The organism is Mesobacillus sp. AQ2 (assembly GCF_030122805.1).
In the GTDB taxonomy this organism is placed as follows: Bacteria; Bacillota; Bacilli; order Bacillales; family Cytobacillaceae; genus Mesobacillus; species Mesobacillus oceanisediminis_A.
Genome location: NZ_CP126080.1, coordinates 2,568,914 through 2,586,589, shown reverse-complemented (window position 1 = coordinate 2,586,589; position 17,676 = coordinate 2,568,914). Strand labels below are relative to the sequence as shown.

19 protein-coding genes are annotated in these 17,676 nt (G+C 42.1%); 13 read left to right on the top strand and 6 right to left on the bottom strand.

The genetic code is table 11. The features are described 5' to 3' along the window. Positions 1-207 precede the first annotated feature (207 nt). Positions 208-2,916, top strand: a complete 2,709-nt coding sequence (acnA, locus tag QNH36_RS12940) for an aconitate hydratase AcnA (RefSeq protein WP_251540217.1) — start codon at positions 208-210, stop codon at positions 2,914-2,916. A gap of 820 nt (positions 2,917-3,736) precedes the next feature. Next, the gene (locus QNH36_RS12935; RefSeq protein WP_283903615.1) at positions 3,737-4,285 is read left to right on the top strand and encodes a hypothetical protein; all 549 of its coding nucleotides are present in this window, start codon (positions 3,737-3,739) and stop codon (positions 4,283-4,285) included. 31 nt (positions 4,286-4,316) lie between these two features. Here the strand turns inward: QNH36_RS12935 and QNH36_RS12930 are convergent, their stop codons facing one another. After that, positions 4,317-5,603 carry an NCS2 family permease gene (locus tag QNH36_RS12930; RefSeq protein ID WP_144480832.1) on the bottom strand — a complete coding sequence of 429 codons (1,287 nt, stop codon included), beginning with the start codon at positions 5,601-5,603 and terminating at the stop codon, positions 4,317-4,319. 136 nt (positions 5,604-5,739) lie between these two features. On the opposite strand from QNH36_RS12930, the gene QNH36_RS12925 reads away from it, so the two are divergent. From QNH36_RS12925 to QNH36_RS12885, 9 genes are all read left to right on the top strand, one after another. Then, on the top strand, positions 5,740-6,630 hold the full coding sequence (locus tag QNH36_RS12925) for a LysR family transcriptional regulator (RefSeq protein WP_144480834.1): 891 nt from the start codon (positions 5,740-5,742) through the stop codon (positions 6,628-6,630). Between the two features lie 125 nt (positions 6,631-6,755). After that, positions 6,756-7,805: an S-methyl-5-thioribose-1-phosphate isomerase gene (mtnA, locus tag QNH36_RS12920; protein WP_283903614.1), complete on the top strand. Its 1,050-nt coding sequence runs from the start codon at positions 6,756-6,758 to the stop codon at positions 7,803-7,805. A gap of 148 nt (positions 7,806-7,953) precedes the next feature. After that, positions 7,954-8,475, top strand: a complete 522-nt coding sequence (locus QNH36_RS12915) for a peroxiredoxin family protein (RefSeq protein ID WP_283903613.1) — start codon at positions 7,954-7,956, stop codon at positions 8,473-8,475. Positions 8,476-8,644: 169 nt separating this feature from the next. Next, the gene (locus QNH36_RS12910) at positions 8,645-8,776 is read left to right on the top strand and encodes an FbpB family small basic protein (RefSeq protein WP_144480839.1); all 132 of its coding nucleotides are present in this window, start codon (positions 8,645-8,647) and stop codon (positions 8,774-8,776) included. 67 nt (positions 8,777-8,843) lie between these two features. Then, on the top strand, positions 8,844-8,987 hold the full coding sequence (locus QNH36_RS12905) for an acid-soluble spore protein N (RefSeq protein WP_144480842.1): 144 nt from the start codon (positions 8,844-8,846) through the stop codon (positions 8,985-8,987). 207 nt (positions 8,988-9,194) lie between these two features. After that, the gene (gene tlp / locus QNH36_RS12900) at positions 9,195-9,416 is read left to right on the top strand and encodes a small acid-soluble spore protein Tlp (protein ID WP_144480844.1); all 222 of its coding nucleotides are present in this window, start codon (positions 9,195-9,197) and stop codon (positions 9,414-9,416) included. Between the two features lie 115 nt (positions 9,417-9,531). Beyond that, positions 9,532-11,853 (top strand): AAA family ATPase, encoded by a 2,322-nt coding sequence (locus QNH36_RS12895; protein ID WP_283903612.1) that lies wholly within the window; start codon positions 9,532-9,534, stop codon positions 11,851-11,853. Between the two features lie 57 nt (positions 11,854-11,910). Next, positions 11,911-12,354, top strand: coding sequence for an acyl-CoA thioesterase (locus tag QNH36_RS12890; protein WP_251540205.1), 444 nt, complete (start codon positions 11,911-11,913; stop codon positions 12,352-12,354). Further along, entirely contained in the window at positions 12,355-12,651 is a 297-nt protein-coding gene (locus tag QNH36_RS12885) for a hypothetical protein (RefSeq protein ID WP_251540203.1), read from the top strand. It abuts the gene before it with no gap. Positions 12,652-12,673: 22 nt separating this feature from the next. Here QNH36_RS12885 and QNH36_RS12880 read toward each other — a convergent pair whose 3' ends face one another. The 4 genes from QNH36_RS12880 to QNH36_RS12865 form a co-directional block, all read right to left on the bottom strand. Further along, entirely contained in the window at positions 12,674-12,967 is a 294-nt protein-coding gene (locus tag QNH36_RS12880) for a HesB/YadR/YfhF family protein (protein WP_144480851.1), read from the bottom strand. Between the two features lie 78 nt (positions 12,968-13,045). After that, positions 13,046-14,209, bottom strand: a complete 1,164-nt coding sequence (locus tag QNH36_RS12875) for a CapA family protein (RefSeq protein ID WP_251540200.1) — start codon at positions 14,207-14,209, stop codon at positions 13,046-13,048. Between the two features lie 491 nt (positions 14,210-14,700). Next, positions 14,701-14,886 (bottom strand): hypothetical protein, encoded by a 186-nt coding sequence (locus tag QNH36_RS12870; protein ID WP_144480855.1) that lies wholly within the window; start codon positions 14,884-14,886, stop codon positions 14,701-14,703. A gap of 102 nt (positions 14,887-14,988) precedes the next feature. After that, positions 14,989-15,957 (bottom strand): two-component system sensor histidine kinase NtrB, encoded by a 969-nt coding sequence (locus QNH36_RS12865; RefSeq protein WP_144480857.1) that lies wholly within the window; start codon positions 15,955-15,957, stop codon positions 14,989-14,991. A gap of 229 nt (positions 15,958-16,186) precedes the next feature. Here QNH36_RS12865 and QNH36_RS12860 point away from each other — a divergent pair, with 229 nt between their 5' ends. Then, positions 16,187-16,450 carry a hypothetical protein gene (locus tag QNH36_RS12860; protein ID WP_283903611.1) on the top strand — a complete coding sequence of 88 codons (264 nt, stop codon included), beginning with the start codon at positions 16,187-16,189 and terminating at the stop codon, positions 16,448-16,450. Between the two features lie 93 nt (positions 16,451-16,543). Beyond that, a complete protein-coding gene (locus tag QNH36_RS12855; protein WP_283903610.1) occupies positions 16,544-17,017 on the top strand; it encodes an STAS domain-containing protein in 474 nt (157 codons plus the stop codon). A gap of 48 nt (positions 17,018-17,065) precedes the next feature. Here QNH36_RS12855 and plsY read toward each other — a convergent pair whose 3' ends face one another. Then, positions 17,066-17,650 (bottom strand): glycerol-3-phosphate 1-O-acyltransferase PlsY, encoded by a 585-nt coding sequence (plsY, locus tag QNH36_RS12850; protein ID WP_144480861.1) that lies wholly within the window; start codon positions 17,648-17,650, stop codon positions 17,066-17,068. Positions 17,651-17,676: the final 26 nt, after the last annotated feature.

Here is a 17,676-nt window from a genome sequence, read left to right as displayed (position 1 = left end):
TAACAGAAAGTTTGTTTTTAACATGTTTATAATTTTTATAATAAGGAAAACTTATCAATCGCAATAACTTTCTTGTTATTTACTTATATACAAGGTTATATTAATATGAAATTGTGAGAAAAGTTAGGATGGAATACAAGATTCAAACTTTTCGACAATTACTTTTATTTAGTTTATGATGTTTACGTAGAAGAAGGGGGTAAACATATGTCAAACCAAGATGTTTTTAACGCCCGCAGTTCATTTGAAGTTGACGGGAAACGCTATCATTACTATAGCCTGGCAGCATTAGAAAATGCTGGAATCGGCAATGTATCAAAACTGCCTTATTCTGTTAAGGTATTGCTTGAATCCGTGCTTCGCCAGCATGATGGCTTTGTGATCACAAAAGAGCATGTTGAAAATCTAGCAAAATGGGGAACCAGCGAAGTGAAAGAAGTGGATGTGCCGTTTAAGCCTTCACGTGTCATTCTTCAGGACTTCACTGGTGTACCAGCAGTCGTTGACCTAGCTTCTCTAAGGAAAGCAATGGCTGACATGGGTGGAGACCCAGACAAAATCAATCCTGAAAAGCCGGTTGATCTAGTCATTGACCACTCTGTACAGGTTGATAAATACGGAACTCCAGACGCACTTAATGTGAACATGGAACTTGAATTCGAACGTAATGCTGAACGTTACCAGTTCTTGAGCTGGGCACAGAAAGCATTCGACAACTACCGCGCTGTTCCGCCGGCAACAGGTATCGTTCACCAGGTGAACCTTGAGTACCTTGCAAACGTTGTCCACGCTGTAGAAAATGCAGATGGTGAATTCGAAACATTCCCAGATTCATTAGTAGGTACAGACTCTCATACTACAATGATCAACGGTATTGGCGTTCTTGGATGGGGCGTAGGCGGTATCGAAGCAGAAGCTGGAATGCTTGGCCAGCCTTCATACTTCCCAGTACCAGAAGTAGTAGGTGTTAAATTAGTAGGAGATATGCCGAACGGCGCTACTGCAACAGACCTTGCACTTAAAGTGACTCAGGTTCTTCGCAGCAAAGGCGTTGTTGGCAAATTCGTCGAGTTCTTCGGACCTGGCGTAGTGACGCTTCCACTTGCTGACCGTGCGACTGTTGCAAACATGGCACCAGAATACGGCGCTACTTGCGGATTCTTCCCAGTAGATGGAGAAGCATTGGATTACATGCGTTTAACTGGCCGCCCAGAAGACCACATTAAAGTGGTTGAGGCATACTGCAAGGAAAACGGATTATTCTTCGATCCTGCTTTAGAGCCAGTTTATACTGATGTAGTAGAAATCAATCTTTCTGAAATCGAACCTAACCTGTCTGGTCCAAAGCGTCCGCAGGATTTAATTCCACTTTCTGCAATGCAGAAATCCTTCCAAGAAGCATTGACTGCTCCTGCAGGAAACCAGGGATTCGGACTTGGCAAAAAGGAAATCCAAAAACAAGCTGTTGTTGAATTCGCAAATGGCGATACAACTACTATGAAAACAGGTGCTATCGCGATTGCTGCGATCACTAGCTGTACAAATACATCTAACCCATACGTACTTGTAGGTGCAGGTCTTGTTGCCAAGAAAGCTGTTGAGCTAGGAATGGAAGTTCCTAAGTTTGTTAAGACTTCATTGGCACCTGGTTCAAAGGTTGTAACTGGATACCTTCGCGATTCAGAATTGCTTCCTTACCTTGAAACTCTTGGTTTCAACCTTGTTGGTTATGGATGTACAACATGTATCGGTAACTCTGGTCCATTAAAGCCAGAAATCGAAAAGTCTGTTGCTGAAAGCGATCTTCTAGTAACTTCAGTACTTTCAGGCAACCGTAACTTCGAAGGACGTATCCACCCGCTTGTAAAAGCAAACTACCTGGCTTCACCGCCATTGGTTGTGGCTTACGCACTTGCTGGTACAGTGGACATCGATCTTCAGAATGACCCTATCGGAAAAGATAAAGATGGCAATGATGTATTCTTCAAGGATATCTGGCCATCAACTGCAGAAGTGAACGAAGTCGTTCACCGCGTTGTAACACCTGAACTATTCCGCAGAGAGTACGAAACTGTATTCACTGACAACGAAAAGTGGAATGAGATCCAGACAAATAGCGATCCGCTATACACTTTCGATGAGGATTCAACTTATATCGCAAACCCTCCATTCTTTGAAGGTTTGACTCCAGAAGCTGGAGAAGTTGCTCCATTGAACAGCCTTCGTGTTGTCGGCAAGTTCGGTGATTCCGTCACAACTGACCATATTTCTCCTGCAGGTGCGATCGGCAAAGATACACCAGCTGGAAAATACCTTCGCGAAAAGGGTGTAGAGCCACGTGACTTCAACTCTTACGGTTCACGCCGTGGTAACCACGAAGTCATGATGCGCGGAACATTCGCGAACATCCGTATCCGCAACCAGATCGCTCCTGGCACAGAAGGCGGCTTCACGACTTACTGGCCAACGAACGAAGTCATGTCCATCTTTGATGCTTGCATGAAGTACAAAGAGCAAGGCACCGGCCTTATGGTTATTGCAGGAAAAGATTACGGAATGGGATCATCCCGTGACTGGGCTGCAAAGGGTACTAACCTATTAGGCATCAAGACTGTTATCGCTGAAAGCTTCGAGCGTATCCACCGTTCAAACCTTGTATTGATGGGCGTTCTGCCACTTCAATTCAAAGCTGGTGAAAACGCTGAGACTCTTGGCCTGACAGGCAGAGAATCATTCGATGTCCAGATCGATGAAAAGGTTCGTCCGCGCGACATCATCACTGTGACAGCTACTGACGAAGAAGGCAACAAGAAAACTTTCGAAGCGCTTGTCCGTTTCGATTCAGAAGTAGAAATCGATTACTACCGTCACGGCGGCATCCTGCAAATGGTTCTTCGCGACAAATTAAAAGCGTAAATTACTAAACAGAAACCCCTGGTTATTTTTCCGACCAGGGGTTTCTGTTTTTTTAATATAATCTGTGAGTATTCTAGCGTGATTTCGACAGTACTTCGGGTTTTGTTTAGAACCGCCTGAAAAGGGGATTTTTTTCGCCTGAATGGTACCCTTATGAGTGAGGAATCGCCCGTATAAGGTCACAATTCTGCCTGAGAGGTACCCTTATGAGAGAAGAATCGCCCGCATAAGGTCATCATTTTGCCTGAAAGGTACCCTTATGAGAGAAGAATCGCCCGCATAAGGTCATCATTTTGCCTGAAAGGTACCCTTATGAGAGAAGAATCGCCCGCATAAGGTCATCATTTTGCCTGAAAGGTACCCTTATGAGAGAAGAATCGCCTGCATAAGGTCATCATTCTGCCTGAAAGGTACCCTTATGAGAGAAGAATCGCCCGCATAAGGTCATCATTCTGCCTGAAAGGTACCCTTATGAGTACGGAATCGCCCGTATAAGGTCACCATTCAGCCTGAAAGGTACCCTTATGAGAGAAGAATCGCCCGCATAAGGTCACCATTCAGCCTGAAGAGTACTCTTATGAATGAGGAATCGCCTACATAAGGGCAATATTCAGCCTGAAAGGTACTCTTAAGAGAGAGGAAGCGGCTTCTTAAGGACATCAAACTGCATAGCCTTTCGCTTATTTAACTTTGGTCCCTTTCTTTATCCACCTATCCTACAAAATTCACGAAAACTTCTGATAAATCGACAAACTCTCCTATTGAAATTTGCTGCCAAAGAGGTATGTTTAAGGTAGGTGGAACATAAGGAGTGATTTCTATGGGCCTTGTATCAATAGTAGCAAGAGAAGATTTTATTTCATTGGTTACTGATTTGGGGATACAGCAGATGACTGATGACATCCATTTCAAAGAATTGATACCGGATACAGCGTTCATTGCTTTTTCAGGTGATGAGGAATATGCGGTGATGGCAGCAGATGCCGCTGAAACCCTTATTAAACAAGGATTCAGTCTCAGAGAACTGGCTGAATCAATCCAGTCATCAATCAATAATCCTTTGCTTCCTGCAGATGGCCGTCCCTTTGAGGCGGTGGTGGCTGGTTACTCTCAAAAAGGTAAAGCTCAATATCACATCATTTCCAACATAAAGCCGCTTGAATCCTATTATCCTGGCACTGGTGAGAGTCTCTATTATGTAAATGGCTACGAACCGATGCTTGTCCTTGAACGGTCATTGAAGATGTATGGAATGGGGACAGTTGACCAGGCACAGGCAGCTCAGATCCATCTGCTGCAAGAAGCTTCCAAGTTTATTCCGAATGTTTATATGAATCCTTCATCCTATATTCTAAAAAGAGCAAACTAAAACAGCCCTGGACCCAGGGCTGTTTTTCTCATTATAGAGCATATTGCAAAACAAAGTTACCCAGGAACAGCAAGGCAATCATATAGAGTGCAGGCTGGATCTCCCGGCCTTTCCCCATTAATAGCTTCATTAAGGGATAAAGGATAAAACCAATCGCCATTCCGTCTGCAATGCTATATGTCAGCGGAATCAGGACAATGATCAGCAGAGCAGGGAAGCTTTCAAGTAAATCATCGAGCTTGATGTTGGTAATATTCTGCAGCATTAGTACACCTATTAAAATTAAGACAGGAGAGACTGCGCTTTCCGGTACCATTTTAATAACAGGGATTAATACAATGGACGCCAGGAATAGGACACCAGTTACGATGCTCGTTAATCCAGTCCGTCCGCCAGCAGCAATTCCGGCAGCACTTTCGACAGATGCAACGGTAGGGCTAGTCCCGAAAATTCCGGCTGTGGCTACTGAAATTGCATTTGCCTGTAAAGCTTTCCTGGATTTTTGTGTCTGGTTTAGCATCTTTGTATGTCCATGGATCAAGCCAATATTTTCGAAGATAACAACCATTGCCAATGAAAAAGCAGTAAGCCAAAAAACAAAATCACCCGCTTTGGCAAACGACATTTGACCAAACACTGCCATATACCCTTTGAATGATGGCATACTCCATGACGCTCCATCACCCTTGAAATCACCAAAAATCAAGGCAAGTGCTGCTGTGAATGCGATACTTAGCAAAAGGTTGCCGGGTACATTTTTAATGAATAATACGACAGTGACAACTAATCCGATCAAAGTGATGAGGGCTGTTGAACTGCTGAGGTCTCCGATTGCAAGTAAAGTATGTTCCGAACTTGTAATGATTCCGCTATTATCGAAACCGATCAGGATTAATAGGATGCCGATGCCAACAGTGATGGCTTCCTTCAGGGAATCAGGAATGGACGAGACAATCGTTTTTGCCAGTGGAGTGAAAGCTAATAACATGAAAATGACCCCGGAAACAAACACCATGGCAAGTGCTTCCTGCCATGCAAAGCCCCCTGACTGTACGATTGTGTATGTAAACATCGCATTCAATCCCATTCCCGGAATCACCAAAATAGGTGTATTGCTCCAGAAACCCATGAGCAGGCAGCCAGCGAAAACGGTCAAAATGGTGGCAATGATTCCAGCTTCCAAAGGAATTCCAGCTGCTGACAGAATGGTAGCATTGACAATGATGATATACACAACAGTTATATAAGAGATCAGGCCAGCTGAAAACTCTTTTCCGATTGTTGTATCATGTGCTTTTAATTGAAATAATTTATCCATTTTTTCTCCTCTCTCTTTATATAGATAAATTTTTTCGCTTTGAAACGAATGAAAATATATCGTAACATAGACTATTGGTATATTGAAAATATATAATTTATATATTAATCATATCTTTTTTAAATAGAGGGATTACATGGATATTAGACAAATGCGTTATTTCATTGCGATTGCGGAGGAAAAAAACATCACAGCGGCTGCACATCGTCTTCATATGTCACAACCTCCGTTAAGCCTTCAATTGAAACAAATGGAAGAAGAATTGGGAGTAATGCTCGTTGAACGGCATGGAAAGAAACTGGAGCTGACTGATAAAGGAACATTGCTTTACCGGCATGCACTCAATATTGTCCATTCATTTGAGGAAGTAAAAAATGAACTTCAAGAAACCGATGAAGGCAGGAAAGGGAATTTATCAGTGGGAATCAATACACTTTCCGTTCCCCAGTTTCCGGAATGGCTTGACGAATTCCATTCTTTGTTTCCTCTGGTTTATTTGCGTATTGTCCAAAATGATTCTGCCTACCTGGCTGAACTTGTAAGAAATCGCTCTATTGAATTGGGGCTTGTCAGACTTCCCTTGTCTCATCATGATTTAAGTTATCTTCATTTGTATAATGAGCCATTTGTGTTTGTTTGCAGGGAGAAGATTGATGAAAGTATATCATTTGAAACGATCAGCCGGTTCCCGCTCATCCTTCCTTCGACAGAGGGACTTGGGAGCTATAATATCATCCATGAGGCCATAACAAAAGCGCAGCTGCCTGTGCAGATCATTTCTGAGTGTTCTGACATGAATATCCTGATGAAGCTGGTTTCTTCAGGGATTGGCGCGACCATCGTTCCTGAATCGGTATTCCGGTCATACGGCCAAAATAATTTGTATGCCAGAGAAATAACAGATTCGACCCTGACTTCATCGATAGGGTTGATCTGGCTGAAGCAGCACCATCTATCCCGGCCAGCACGTAATTTCATCGAACTGGTGAAACAGCAGCTTGGTATTCATGATCATAACATTGATTGAGTGCATCTTATATTTATAAATATGAAAACTACGCCCACTTAATATTTCACTTGCTCAATGCCTGAAAATTGGTAAAATGATATTTAGTTTCAAAATTGTGTTAATGCAGAAGGAGGAGCAGCAGCATGGAGGAGATATTTTTACAGTCGGTAAAATTTGACGATGAAAAGCTTTACATATTGAACCAAACAAAACTTCCACAGGTGACAGAATTCCTGGAAATCACGGATATAGAGGATGTATGGGACGCGATTAAACAGCTAAAAGTCAGAGGGGCTCCAGCAATTGGCATTGCAGCTGCCTACGGACTGGCTCTCGGCATCAAAGACGCACCTGAGTCAGACTTTGAGACATTTTATGAGTATTTCAAGGAAAAGGCAGATTATTTAGCCACCTCCAGGCCGACTGCAGTCAATTTGTTCTGGGCTCTAAATAGGATGGATGCACGCGCCAAGGCTGAAAACGGGAAACCTGTAACGAGTATTAAGAAATTGCTGATCGAAGAAGCTCATACCATTCGCCAGGAAGATGAAAATGTCTGCAGCTCCATAGGTGAAAATGCGTTAAGTTTATTTCAAGATGGGATGACAGTCCTGACTCACTGTAACGCAGGCGGGATTGCGACAGCAAAGTATGGAACTGCCCTGGCGCCGATTTATTTGGCGAAGGAAAGAGGCATGGATATAAAGGTATTTGCCGATGAAACGCGTCCATTGCTGCAGGGAGCCCGACTGACCGCCTGGGAGTTGATGCAGGCTGGGATCGATGTGACTCTTATAACTGACAGCATGGCGGCAATGGTAATGCAACAAGGCAAAGTCCAGGCAGTCATTGTCGGCTGCGACCGCGTTGCCGCCAACGGCGATGTCGCAAATAAAATTGGTACTTACGGTGTTGCCTTACTGGCAAAAGCCCACAATATTCCGTTTTACGTGGCAGCGCCGTTATCAACCATCGATCTTGAAACCAAAACAGGTGAAGACATTCCAATTGAAGAGCGTGCTGCAGAAGAAATCACGGCCGGATTCGGGAAATCAACTGCTCCTGAGGGCGTCAAGGTTTTCAATCCAGCCTTTGATGTCACACCTCATCATTTGATAACAGCCATCATCACCGAAAAAGGAATCATGCGCGGAAATTACAGTGAGGAACTGCCGCGTCTTTTTGAAAAATAATGAGGAAGACCGCCGGAGATAAGATCTCCGGTTTTTTATTTGCAACGATATAGTTCACACAATCATCATATATTCTGACATATCCACTTTCATTATCTTAGTATACTTGGGATAACCTACTTGTAACTAAGTCTAAGGAGGGTACTTCATGATTAAAAAAGCGATTGGTGCTGGTATTCTTGCTGGATTGCTGTTGTTTGCTGCTTATCAGCATTTTTATAAGGCAGATGATCCTAGCGCCATTCAGGCTTCAACCACATCTGCTGGAATAGATATTGGTTTGATGGCACCACCTTTTACCTTAAAAAACCTTGCAGGGGAAAAGGTTGATCTTAATGAATATAAGGGCAGGAAGATTATGATTAACTTTTGGGCTACATGGTGCCCGCCATGTAAAGAGGAAATGCCAGCGATGGAGAAGTTTTACAAAAGTCACTCAGAGGAGGTAGAAATTTTGGCCATTAATCTGGATCCCCAAAATGATGTAAAAACATTTGCTGAAAAAAATAAGCTGTCATTTCCGATCTTGCTTGACGAATCTGGCACAACACAGCAGACATACCAGATTATTTCGATTCCGACTACCTTTATTATTGACGAAAATGGAGTGATCTTAAGAAAGCATATTGGTTCCATGAGTTATGAGCAAATGGAAGAACTGTTAAAATGACACATCAGGGACCCTTCCTGGTGTTTTTTTTATGGGAAAAATTGCATGAAGAGTACCCGGAAAATATGGGTATGAATAAAATACGATTAAATTTTCAAAAAGTTGTAATAATTGCAACCGTTTCCGGACATAATAACTGTTAGAATGATGATAAAGGATGGTGAACACGATGAGGAAACCTAGAAAACGTTCTTTTCAAGAGCTAGTTATGGAAAATAAACGTCAACTTCTGAATGACCGTGATGCACTCGAAAAAATCGAGGCAAAATTAGAGCAAAAACACTTAGGTAAAGCTGAGTAATTTTCATACATTACCATTCATGATTAACTCTTCTTCTGGTAAAACTTAATCTAGAGGAGGGATGGTCATGAGTAATCCTAAAAGGGACAGCAAGCACCATGTTCCGAGCCACCTTGGAACCCAGCCGCGCGGTTTCAGCGGTAACAAGGGCAAGAAGATGAATGATAAATCTGGAGAACATGCACAGGTAATCCAGACTAAAGGTGAATAGATCTTGGAACCACGCCTGCCGAATAGATGGCAGGCTTTTATTTTTTATTTAATTTCTCTCAAAATGCCGTACCCAATGCCTAAGACCCAGAAAGCAACTATATCTGCGATAAAATCTTTGTCGAAAAAGTATCCACTGTTTTCCGCTTATATTCACTTTCATTCATCACATACTATTGTTGTACTTTTTAAAAGGAGGTACATGACAATGGCAAACCATACACCAAAGCCAGACGATCGCAGTGATAATGTAGAAAAGCTGCAGTCGATGATCCATCACACCATTGCGAACATGGAAGATGCTGAGGCTGCAATGAATAATTCGAGTCCTGAAGACCAGCAGCGGATTCAGGAGAAGAATGAGCGCCGCCGTGAGAGTATTGATGCCTTCAGGGCAGAAATTAAGGATGAAGCTAACAGACAGCAGTAAGGGGAGAGACCCGTCGTAAAGGCGGGTCTTTTTTCGTTTGCGGGAAAATGTGTTAATATACGGAATGTAAAGTTGAAATGGCATTCGTTAAATTATAGATAAAGAAGTGATTCGTATGGAACAACACAAAAAGCAAATCCCTTTAGATGAACAGCTGTTACTTTGGGAGGAAGAAATACATTCTAAGGGTTTCATTCGTGATGAAGCTGGTTTGATTACAGCCATTAAAGTACTGACAAAAAGTGAAGCGCCGACAAAACTGTCACATGTTTTGACGCTGGCAGCTCAATCAAGAGCTAAACGGAACGGATTTGATTCACTTGTCCTTGAGTGGCTGAAATCAGCGGTTGAGCAAGATGCTTCTAACAAAAAAGCTAAATCCCTGCTTGCGTCAAACCAATGGAAGAATAAAGGGAATTTGTTCGAAAACCTGGTCTACCCTCGGATCAGGGAAACAGACAATCGGGCACTGAAAAAGAAAACAGCAGAACAATACATCGATATTTCCCAGCAATTCCTTGGACATGCCGAAGAAGTGCTGGATGAGCTAAAGGAACAGACACCAGGAGATGGTTCCGATTTAAGCCGAAAATTCGGCAGGCTGACAAAATTACTCGAAAAGGCAATCGATGAAACAGCAGCACTCCTGAAAGCAACAGAACTATATGAAGAGTCGGTAACGGGCGTTTTCCATACAGCAGTCCACTATGAAGAAATGAAAAAAAGACTTCATAACCTTGATGAAATCAAGCTTCAATGGAAAGAAGAATTCGCCGAGGATATGGAGTTTCAAAACCAGTCGGAAACGGATCCTTTGGCTGAACTAAATCAGATGGTTGGCCTGGAATCCGTAAAAGAGAGAGTGAATGATTTTTATCGTTTCCTCAAATATCAGCAAAAGCGAAAAGAACTTGGACTGCAAACAAAAGATGACCAAAGCTTGAATATGGTGCTGACAGGCAATCCAGGAACAGGAAAAACATCGCTTGCACGATTGCTTGCAAAAATTTATCATCAACTTGGTGTTTTGCCGAGAGAAGAAATCATCGAGGCTGACCGTTCACAGTTAGTCGGCGCTTATGTTGGGCAGACCGAGGAAAACGTACGCAAAATTGTCGAACAGGCTCTTGGCGGTGTGTTATTCATCGATGAAGCATATAGTCTTAAGCGTGAAGGCCAGACAGGGAATGACTATGGCCAAACTGCAATCGATACACTGGTATCCCTAATGACTGGAAATGAATATGGAGGCAAATTTGCGGTAATCCTTGCTGGATATCCAGAAGAAATGCGCCAGTTTCTCGATGCAAATCCTGGATTAAGGTCTCGTTTCCCACAATCGAATTTTATTCATCTGCCTGATTATACGGAAGATGAACTGATGGAGATTGCCGAGCAGGCAGCGCGGGATAATGATTACGCCATGACTGAACCTGCAAAGCTTGAGCTAAGGGACAGAATTGAAAAGGAAAGAGTTGATGATACATTTGGCAATGCGCGAACAGTGCGTAACCTTGTATTGGAAGCTATATTTAAAAAAGGCTCAAGAAAGTCTGAAGAGGATGATTTTTCAACATATACGTTGTTGGAAAAAGCAGACTTTGAATCATCTTCCAAGCCTTCAGCAGAAAAACCACTTGATCGCCTCCAGGCATTAGTAGGTTTGGATACGGTAAAATCAGAAGTCACCTCGCTTATTTCTTTCGTAAGGATGCAGAAGCTCCGAAAGGAAAAAGGGCTGCCCGCTGTACCGATCCAGCTGCATTCTGTCTTCACCGGGAACCCCGGGACCGGAAAAACGACTGTCGCAAAGATTTACGCTGAACTGTTAAAGGAATGCGGGATGTTAAAGCGGGGACATCTGATTACCAGCAGCCGGGCGGATTTTGTCGCTGGTTATGTGGGCCAGACAGCCATTAAGACAAAGAAAAAAATCCGTGAGGCACTTGGTGGAGTTCTTTTTATAGATGAGGCCTATTCATTGCTTGGTCAAAGCTCAGGTGACTTTGGCAAAGAAGTGATCGATACGCTTGTGGATGAGATGACCAGGCATAATGAAAACCTTGTCGTCATCCTGGCGGGCTATCCTGCCGAGATGGATCTGCTGTTGGAAAGCAATCCAGGCCTTCGATCACGCTTCAAGAAGTTTTTTCACTTCCCTGATTATAGTGTCGATGAATTATTGCTCATTATCAGGAACTATGCCGGAAAATATCAGTATAAAATCAATGATCAGGCCATTGTTTTTTTATCAGAAAAGCTTTCCAAAACAGAGATTAAGGGGAACGGAAGGTTTGCTACAAATCTGGTGGACGAAACCATACAGTCTCAAGCCTATCGCCTGATGGGCGGCGGATCGGTAGAGAACTTGGACCAGGATGTTATATACTTGGAGAAACAGGATTTTGAAGCGGCGCTGTCAAAAATACTGTCATAATAATGTTTCGGAAATTTTTATTGAACAAGACAATCTATCAGCAGAAGGGGAATGAGGATGCAGATTTCATCAAGAGAAATAGAGGTTAGATATGCAGAAACAGACCAGATGGGTGTAGTTTATCACGCAAATTATCTGGTTTGGATGGAGCTGGGCAGGACGCAATTGATTAAAGAGCTCGGTTTTAATTATGCTGAGATGGAGAAGGACGGCATTATCTCGCCTGTCCTTGATATTCAGGCTTCTTATAAAAAACCTTTGCGGTATGGGGATACTGCCACAATCAAGACTTGGGTCGAAGAATATGATGGCATTCGTTCTGTCTATAATTATGAAATTTTTAATGGCGAAGGTCAACTTGCACTCACTGGCAGCTCAAAGCACGTCTGTGTCAAAAAGGACAGTTTCCGGCCCATTTCATTAAAAAGGTCTTTTCCTGACTGGCATGAAGCTTATCTAAAAGCCATGAAAAAGCCTGAGAATGAAAAGGAGCAGGTCTGATTGGCATTCGGGATCAAAAGGCATGAACTAGCAGAGTGGAAAGAGAAAATCCGCAAAGGAGAGATTGCCTTTCTCACTCACTACTGGATAGATGACCGTTTTCCTGGTTGTACCACGGTGACAAAAGCAGGGTGCAGGGACATTGAAAAGTTGGCAGAGTGGGGGAGAAAATACGGTCTCAGCCCTGAATGGATTGACAATAGAAAACCTGATTACCCGCATTTCGACCTCTTTGGCATGAAACAGGAAGAGGTATTGAAAAAGGAAGGCATTAAGAATTTTCTTGGCAAAAAATAAGGCAGGCGCACATGCGCCCGCCTTATTTTTTTTCAAATTTAAACTCGGGTTCCTGGCCAACAGGGTGAAGATCCACTACCATATCGTGGCCGTCAAAATACCAAATGTCTTTTTCTTCAATATAATAAGTGATTCCGTTTTTGTCTGTTTTCACGCCGATATGATCGGGTTCCTCTTTCGAAACGCCAAGTGAAAAACCTTTTTGAATCGAACTGAAGCCTCCATACCGTACAAAAAAGCGTAAATAGCTTCCGGTGGAAAGGTCCATTTCGTTTTCATACCAGGCTGCCGCATCGTCATTGATTGTAATTTCCATATCGTTCTCCTTCCATACCAGATGCCCCGATTATAACATAAGCAATGCCCGGTCATCATTTGCCAGGCACTTACAGGATTATTTTTTAATGTATTGTGTCATATGATGCATGATTTCGTTATATTTATTTTCTGCGTCGGCAAGACCGAATCTCCCTGCTTCCTTCAAAGGTACCACCCTGTAATGGCTTTGTCTGCTGCTGGAAACGAAGGTAGGAAGGAATTCTGGATTCTGCAAAGCAATATCAGTACCATCGGGAGTGATGCGCTTTGTAACCTCCACCGTTGCGAGGCCTCCAATATCCTTGTAATCCCACATTTGACCAGACAGGAAATTACCGAGAGAATACACTACAAGACCCTTTCTGCCGTCAGAGGCGGTCACCCATTCCATTGGCTGAAGGACGTGCGGATGATGTCCGAAGATGATATCTACACCTTCGTCGATGAGGAACTGAGCAAGTTCTCTTTGATCATCTGTCGGAAAGCGCTGGTATTCATTTCCCCAGTGAATGCTCATGACAACCACATCCGACTCCTCTCTGGCACGGTGGATTTCAGCTTTCATTACCTCGCGGTCAATCAGGTTGACGAGGTGGTCTTTGCCGAAGGGTACCGGAATCCCATTTGTTCCATAGGTGTATGACAAATAAGATATATGAATACCGTTTTTATTCAATATCCTTAATTTATTCTTGTCAGCATCATCCTTGAAAGAACCCACATAAGGCAGCCCGGCAGCTTCCAAATTTCGTAAGGAGGTCATGACGCCTTTTTCAGAACGGTCCAGGGAATGATTATTGGCATTGGAAACAATATCGACACCAGCGTCGATCAGTGCATCCCCAATTTCAACAGGACTATTGAACGCCGGATAGCTGGATAAACCAATTTCGACCCCGCCAAGAATGGTCTCCTGATTGGCCAGCAGAAGGTCAGGCTCCGTTAATTGCTGTTTAACATTGGTTAACATCGGTTTAAAATCATATCCTGAATTAGTAAGAGCGTCTTCATAAACCGTATCATGAATCAGAATATCGCCGATTGCCCCTAATTTCACGGTTTCCTCAAAATTTTTACCGGATACATCCATACTTCGCACAGAATGTTTTTTTTGTATTACTGTCAAATTCGGTTCTTTTGCCTGTGCTTCATGATACATCTGGAATGTTAGTGTTCCTGCTATAATGCTTAATCCGGTAACCAAGATCATGCCAAAAAAAGTTTTCTTCTTTTTTCTCATAGAAATCTCCCCAGTATTTGATGAGGCTTATCTATTTTTTTGCCCCTAAAGATAATATATTATAAGATAGATGCTAAATATATATGTTTCATTATGATATTCAAATTTTTGTCAAAATTTGATTCTTTCATGTCCCGAAGATGTGAGAAAAATGCAGAAAGAGAGGATGGAGGATGATGTTCAAGATAACGGAGAGCGCCAAAAAAATACTGGAACATGCAATCCGCAAAGAAAGCAGCGACGGAGAAAAACTTTTTATCCGCCTCACTATGGGAATTGGCTGAGGAGGCCCCCAGCTCAGAGTTGCTCTGGAAGAGCGGCCATTAGGCAATGATCAAATCTACACTTTCGATGATGTCGACATCTTGATCCATCAGGATGATTTGGTTTATTTTAATGGAATCAAGCTCGATTATATTAGGGATGTGTTTGGGAAGGGTAAGTTTAAACTCCTGAAAATATGAAAATGCGACTCAATCAAGAGCCGCATTTTATTCGCTATCCATTTTTTCTATAAAGTCCATTAACTCATCGAGATTCTTGATCTTAATAGTCTTTGGATTCGATTGTTCATGTAAATCAGCCAGGAATTCAACTATAAAGTCATCTGGAGTCGTTACATCGGCTGTTGTGGTTGAATAAACAAATTGGTCTGTCAGCTTCATAACTTCTTCCATACTAGTCCGCCTTCTTTCCTGTGTTCTTATTTTTATTTTATCAACAATCGTACAATTAGACCGAATTCAATTTGACAATTTTTTGACTAATCGAAAAGCTGTTTACAACAGGGCGGGTAGAGAGATCTTGAATATTGTTCTCGAAGACTCATTATAGACGTTCATTTCACCGCCGTGATTTTCAATTAATTGTTTGCTGATTGCCAGTCCAATGCCTGTTCCCTCTGCCTTTGTTGTATAAAAAGGGGTGAAGATTTTCTTTAAGCTCCATTCATCAATTCCGCTTCCATTATCAATTACACTGATCGTTGCAAAATCCGCATCCTTTCCAGCAATCATTTTAACGGCTCCATCGTTTCTCCCACTTCCTTCGACAGCCTCCATTGCATTTTTCAATAAATTGAGCAGGACTTGTTTTATTGAATTTTCCTCTGCCATTATAAAAAGTTCCTCATCCGGAAGTTCAAAACTTAAGTCGATCCCCTTCAGGATTGCCTCGCTTGTATACAAATCCTTCATTTTTTTTATCAGACCGTTGATTGGAAGCCTTTTTTTCACAGCAGGAGTTGGTTTTAACACAGATAGGAATTCAGTTAGTAAGCTGTTTGCCCGATTGATTTCCTCCAGTGCAACGTCGGCCAGTTCTTGTTTGCCAGTTGATTGAAGCTCAGGCTTCAATAATTGGATAAATCCTTTTATTGTAGTTAATGGGTTCCTTATTTCATGGGCGAATCCGGCCGCCAGAGCGCTTGAAGAAACAGATTGAAAGTCTCTGGATACATCGGTCAAAGCGGTTTTCAATGATTTTAAGATTTGTTGTTTTTCTTGAATCTCCTGGTTTAAATTTTGAAGTTCACTTTCCAATTCAGCCTTCTTTTTGTCAATCATAATGGTTAACTCATCCTTTACCATTAATTTACGAAAAGCTATTGACTTGTTTTCAGAGGGGAGAACTGTGCTTAGCGGGAAAATATGTGAACCGTTCTGTGATGTGAAATCAGCTCGAAACGAAGAATTCGGTTCGATCATTGGGTAAAAACTATAGGCAGAGGAAGGATTCATCATTTTCATCTGGTTCCCTTCTTTTAAAAAATTCACTGCATCATGTTGTTTGAAAACATACGTATTTGGGTAATTTCATCAGGAATTCGCAATATTAAATTAGACAGCCAAATTCGATTTCTTTCGGATATATATGACATTTTTATATAAATTATACCATTAAAAATAAAATATTCATTATAAAGAACGAAAATATTTTAATAAAGAACAAATGTGATTACTATAAAGGAGATATAACATGACAAAGGTATTCAATGATTTGCTTAAGGAAAGAGAAAAAGATTTAGTTGACAAGATACACCAATCGATTAGTGACAACCAGCCGGATACCTTCCTGAAGCTTGCAAGACAATCACAATCCGAACTCTATAAAGAACAGATTGGAAAGTTAATTCGTTTATTAGAAAGGATTATGGAAGGAGAATCGGTTGATCAGGACATACTTGATTGGGGAACAAGGGTAAGTGAGGACAAGGTTCGGCAAGGACTTTCACTTAGTTAATCGATTAAGCATTTTCATATCATTCGCGATGTGCTGTGGGATGAGTTTATAAGCATAACGGAAAATGATAGTCAGCTTACCATGGGAGAAGGTATGAGGGTAGGGAAAGTCATCAACGGATTTATAGATGATTTGATACTTATTTTCTCTGCGTCCTATACAGGATTGGCGAATAAAAGGTTAAAAGCACAACAAGCAGTTATCGATGAGCTCAGTACTCCTGTGATTTCAATCGTTGATGGAGTGGCAGTGCTCCCGATTATAGGCGATATCGATACCCATAGAGCAAGAGTTCTAAGGGAGCATACCTTGCGAGAAGCAAACCGCCAGGAAGTTGATTGCCTGATCCTGGATCTTTCAGGAGTATTCATTGTCGATACTATGGTGGCCCAGGAACTATTCAAGATCATCGACGGTCTGAAGCTTACTGGAGTGGAAGTGAATCTTACAGGTATCCGGCCTGAACTTGCCCATTCAGTTGTAACTCTCGGCATCAGGTTTGATGATGTAAAAATGTACAACAATTTGGGACAGGCGCTGAAGGCCTTTGGAGTCGTCCGCAAATAAAAAACCGGCAAACCATCATCTGGTTTGCCGGTTTTTTATTTGACTGTTTTACAGCCACGTGATCTTTGGTTCTGTTTTATTTCGGATTCTCTTAATATTTGCCCTATGCCTGTATATTACGAAGGTTGCCAGCACCGCAACGACCAATATTAGAGGAAGATCCCGGGTGAAAAGTGAGTAAATGAAGGCAGCAATCCCAGTCAAAATGGAAGAAAGAGAAACATATTTTGTTATGTACAAGCTTATGAAAAAGAAGATCAGCATGAACAAGAATAAAACCGGTACATAGGCAAGCAAAACACCGCCGGAAGTAGCGACCGCTTTTCCGCCGCGAAAGCCCGCAAATATAGGGTACATATGTCCAATTACTGCAAAAATACCAACCAGCAGGGTGTGGATTTCAGCATCAAGAAGTAAAGGAAGACTTGCAGCAAGAGTACCTTTAAGTACATCAGCGATACTCACCGCCATTCCTGCTTTAACACCTAGTGTCCGGAATGTGTTTGTGCCCCCTAAATTCCCGCTCCCATGTTCACGGATATCTTTGCCATAGAATACTTTTCCCACAATCAATCCAGAAGGAATCGATCCGAGCAAATAAGCTAGAATAATAATAATTGCATTTAATGCCATGAAATATTCTCCTTTAAAGATTTTAC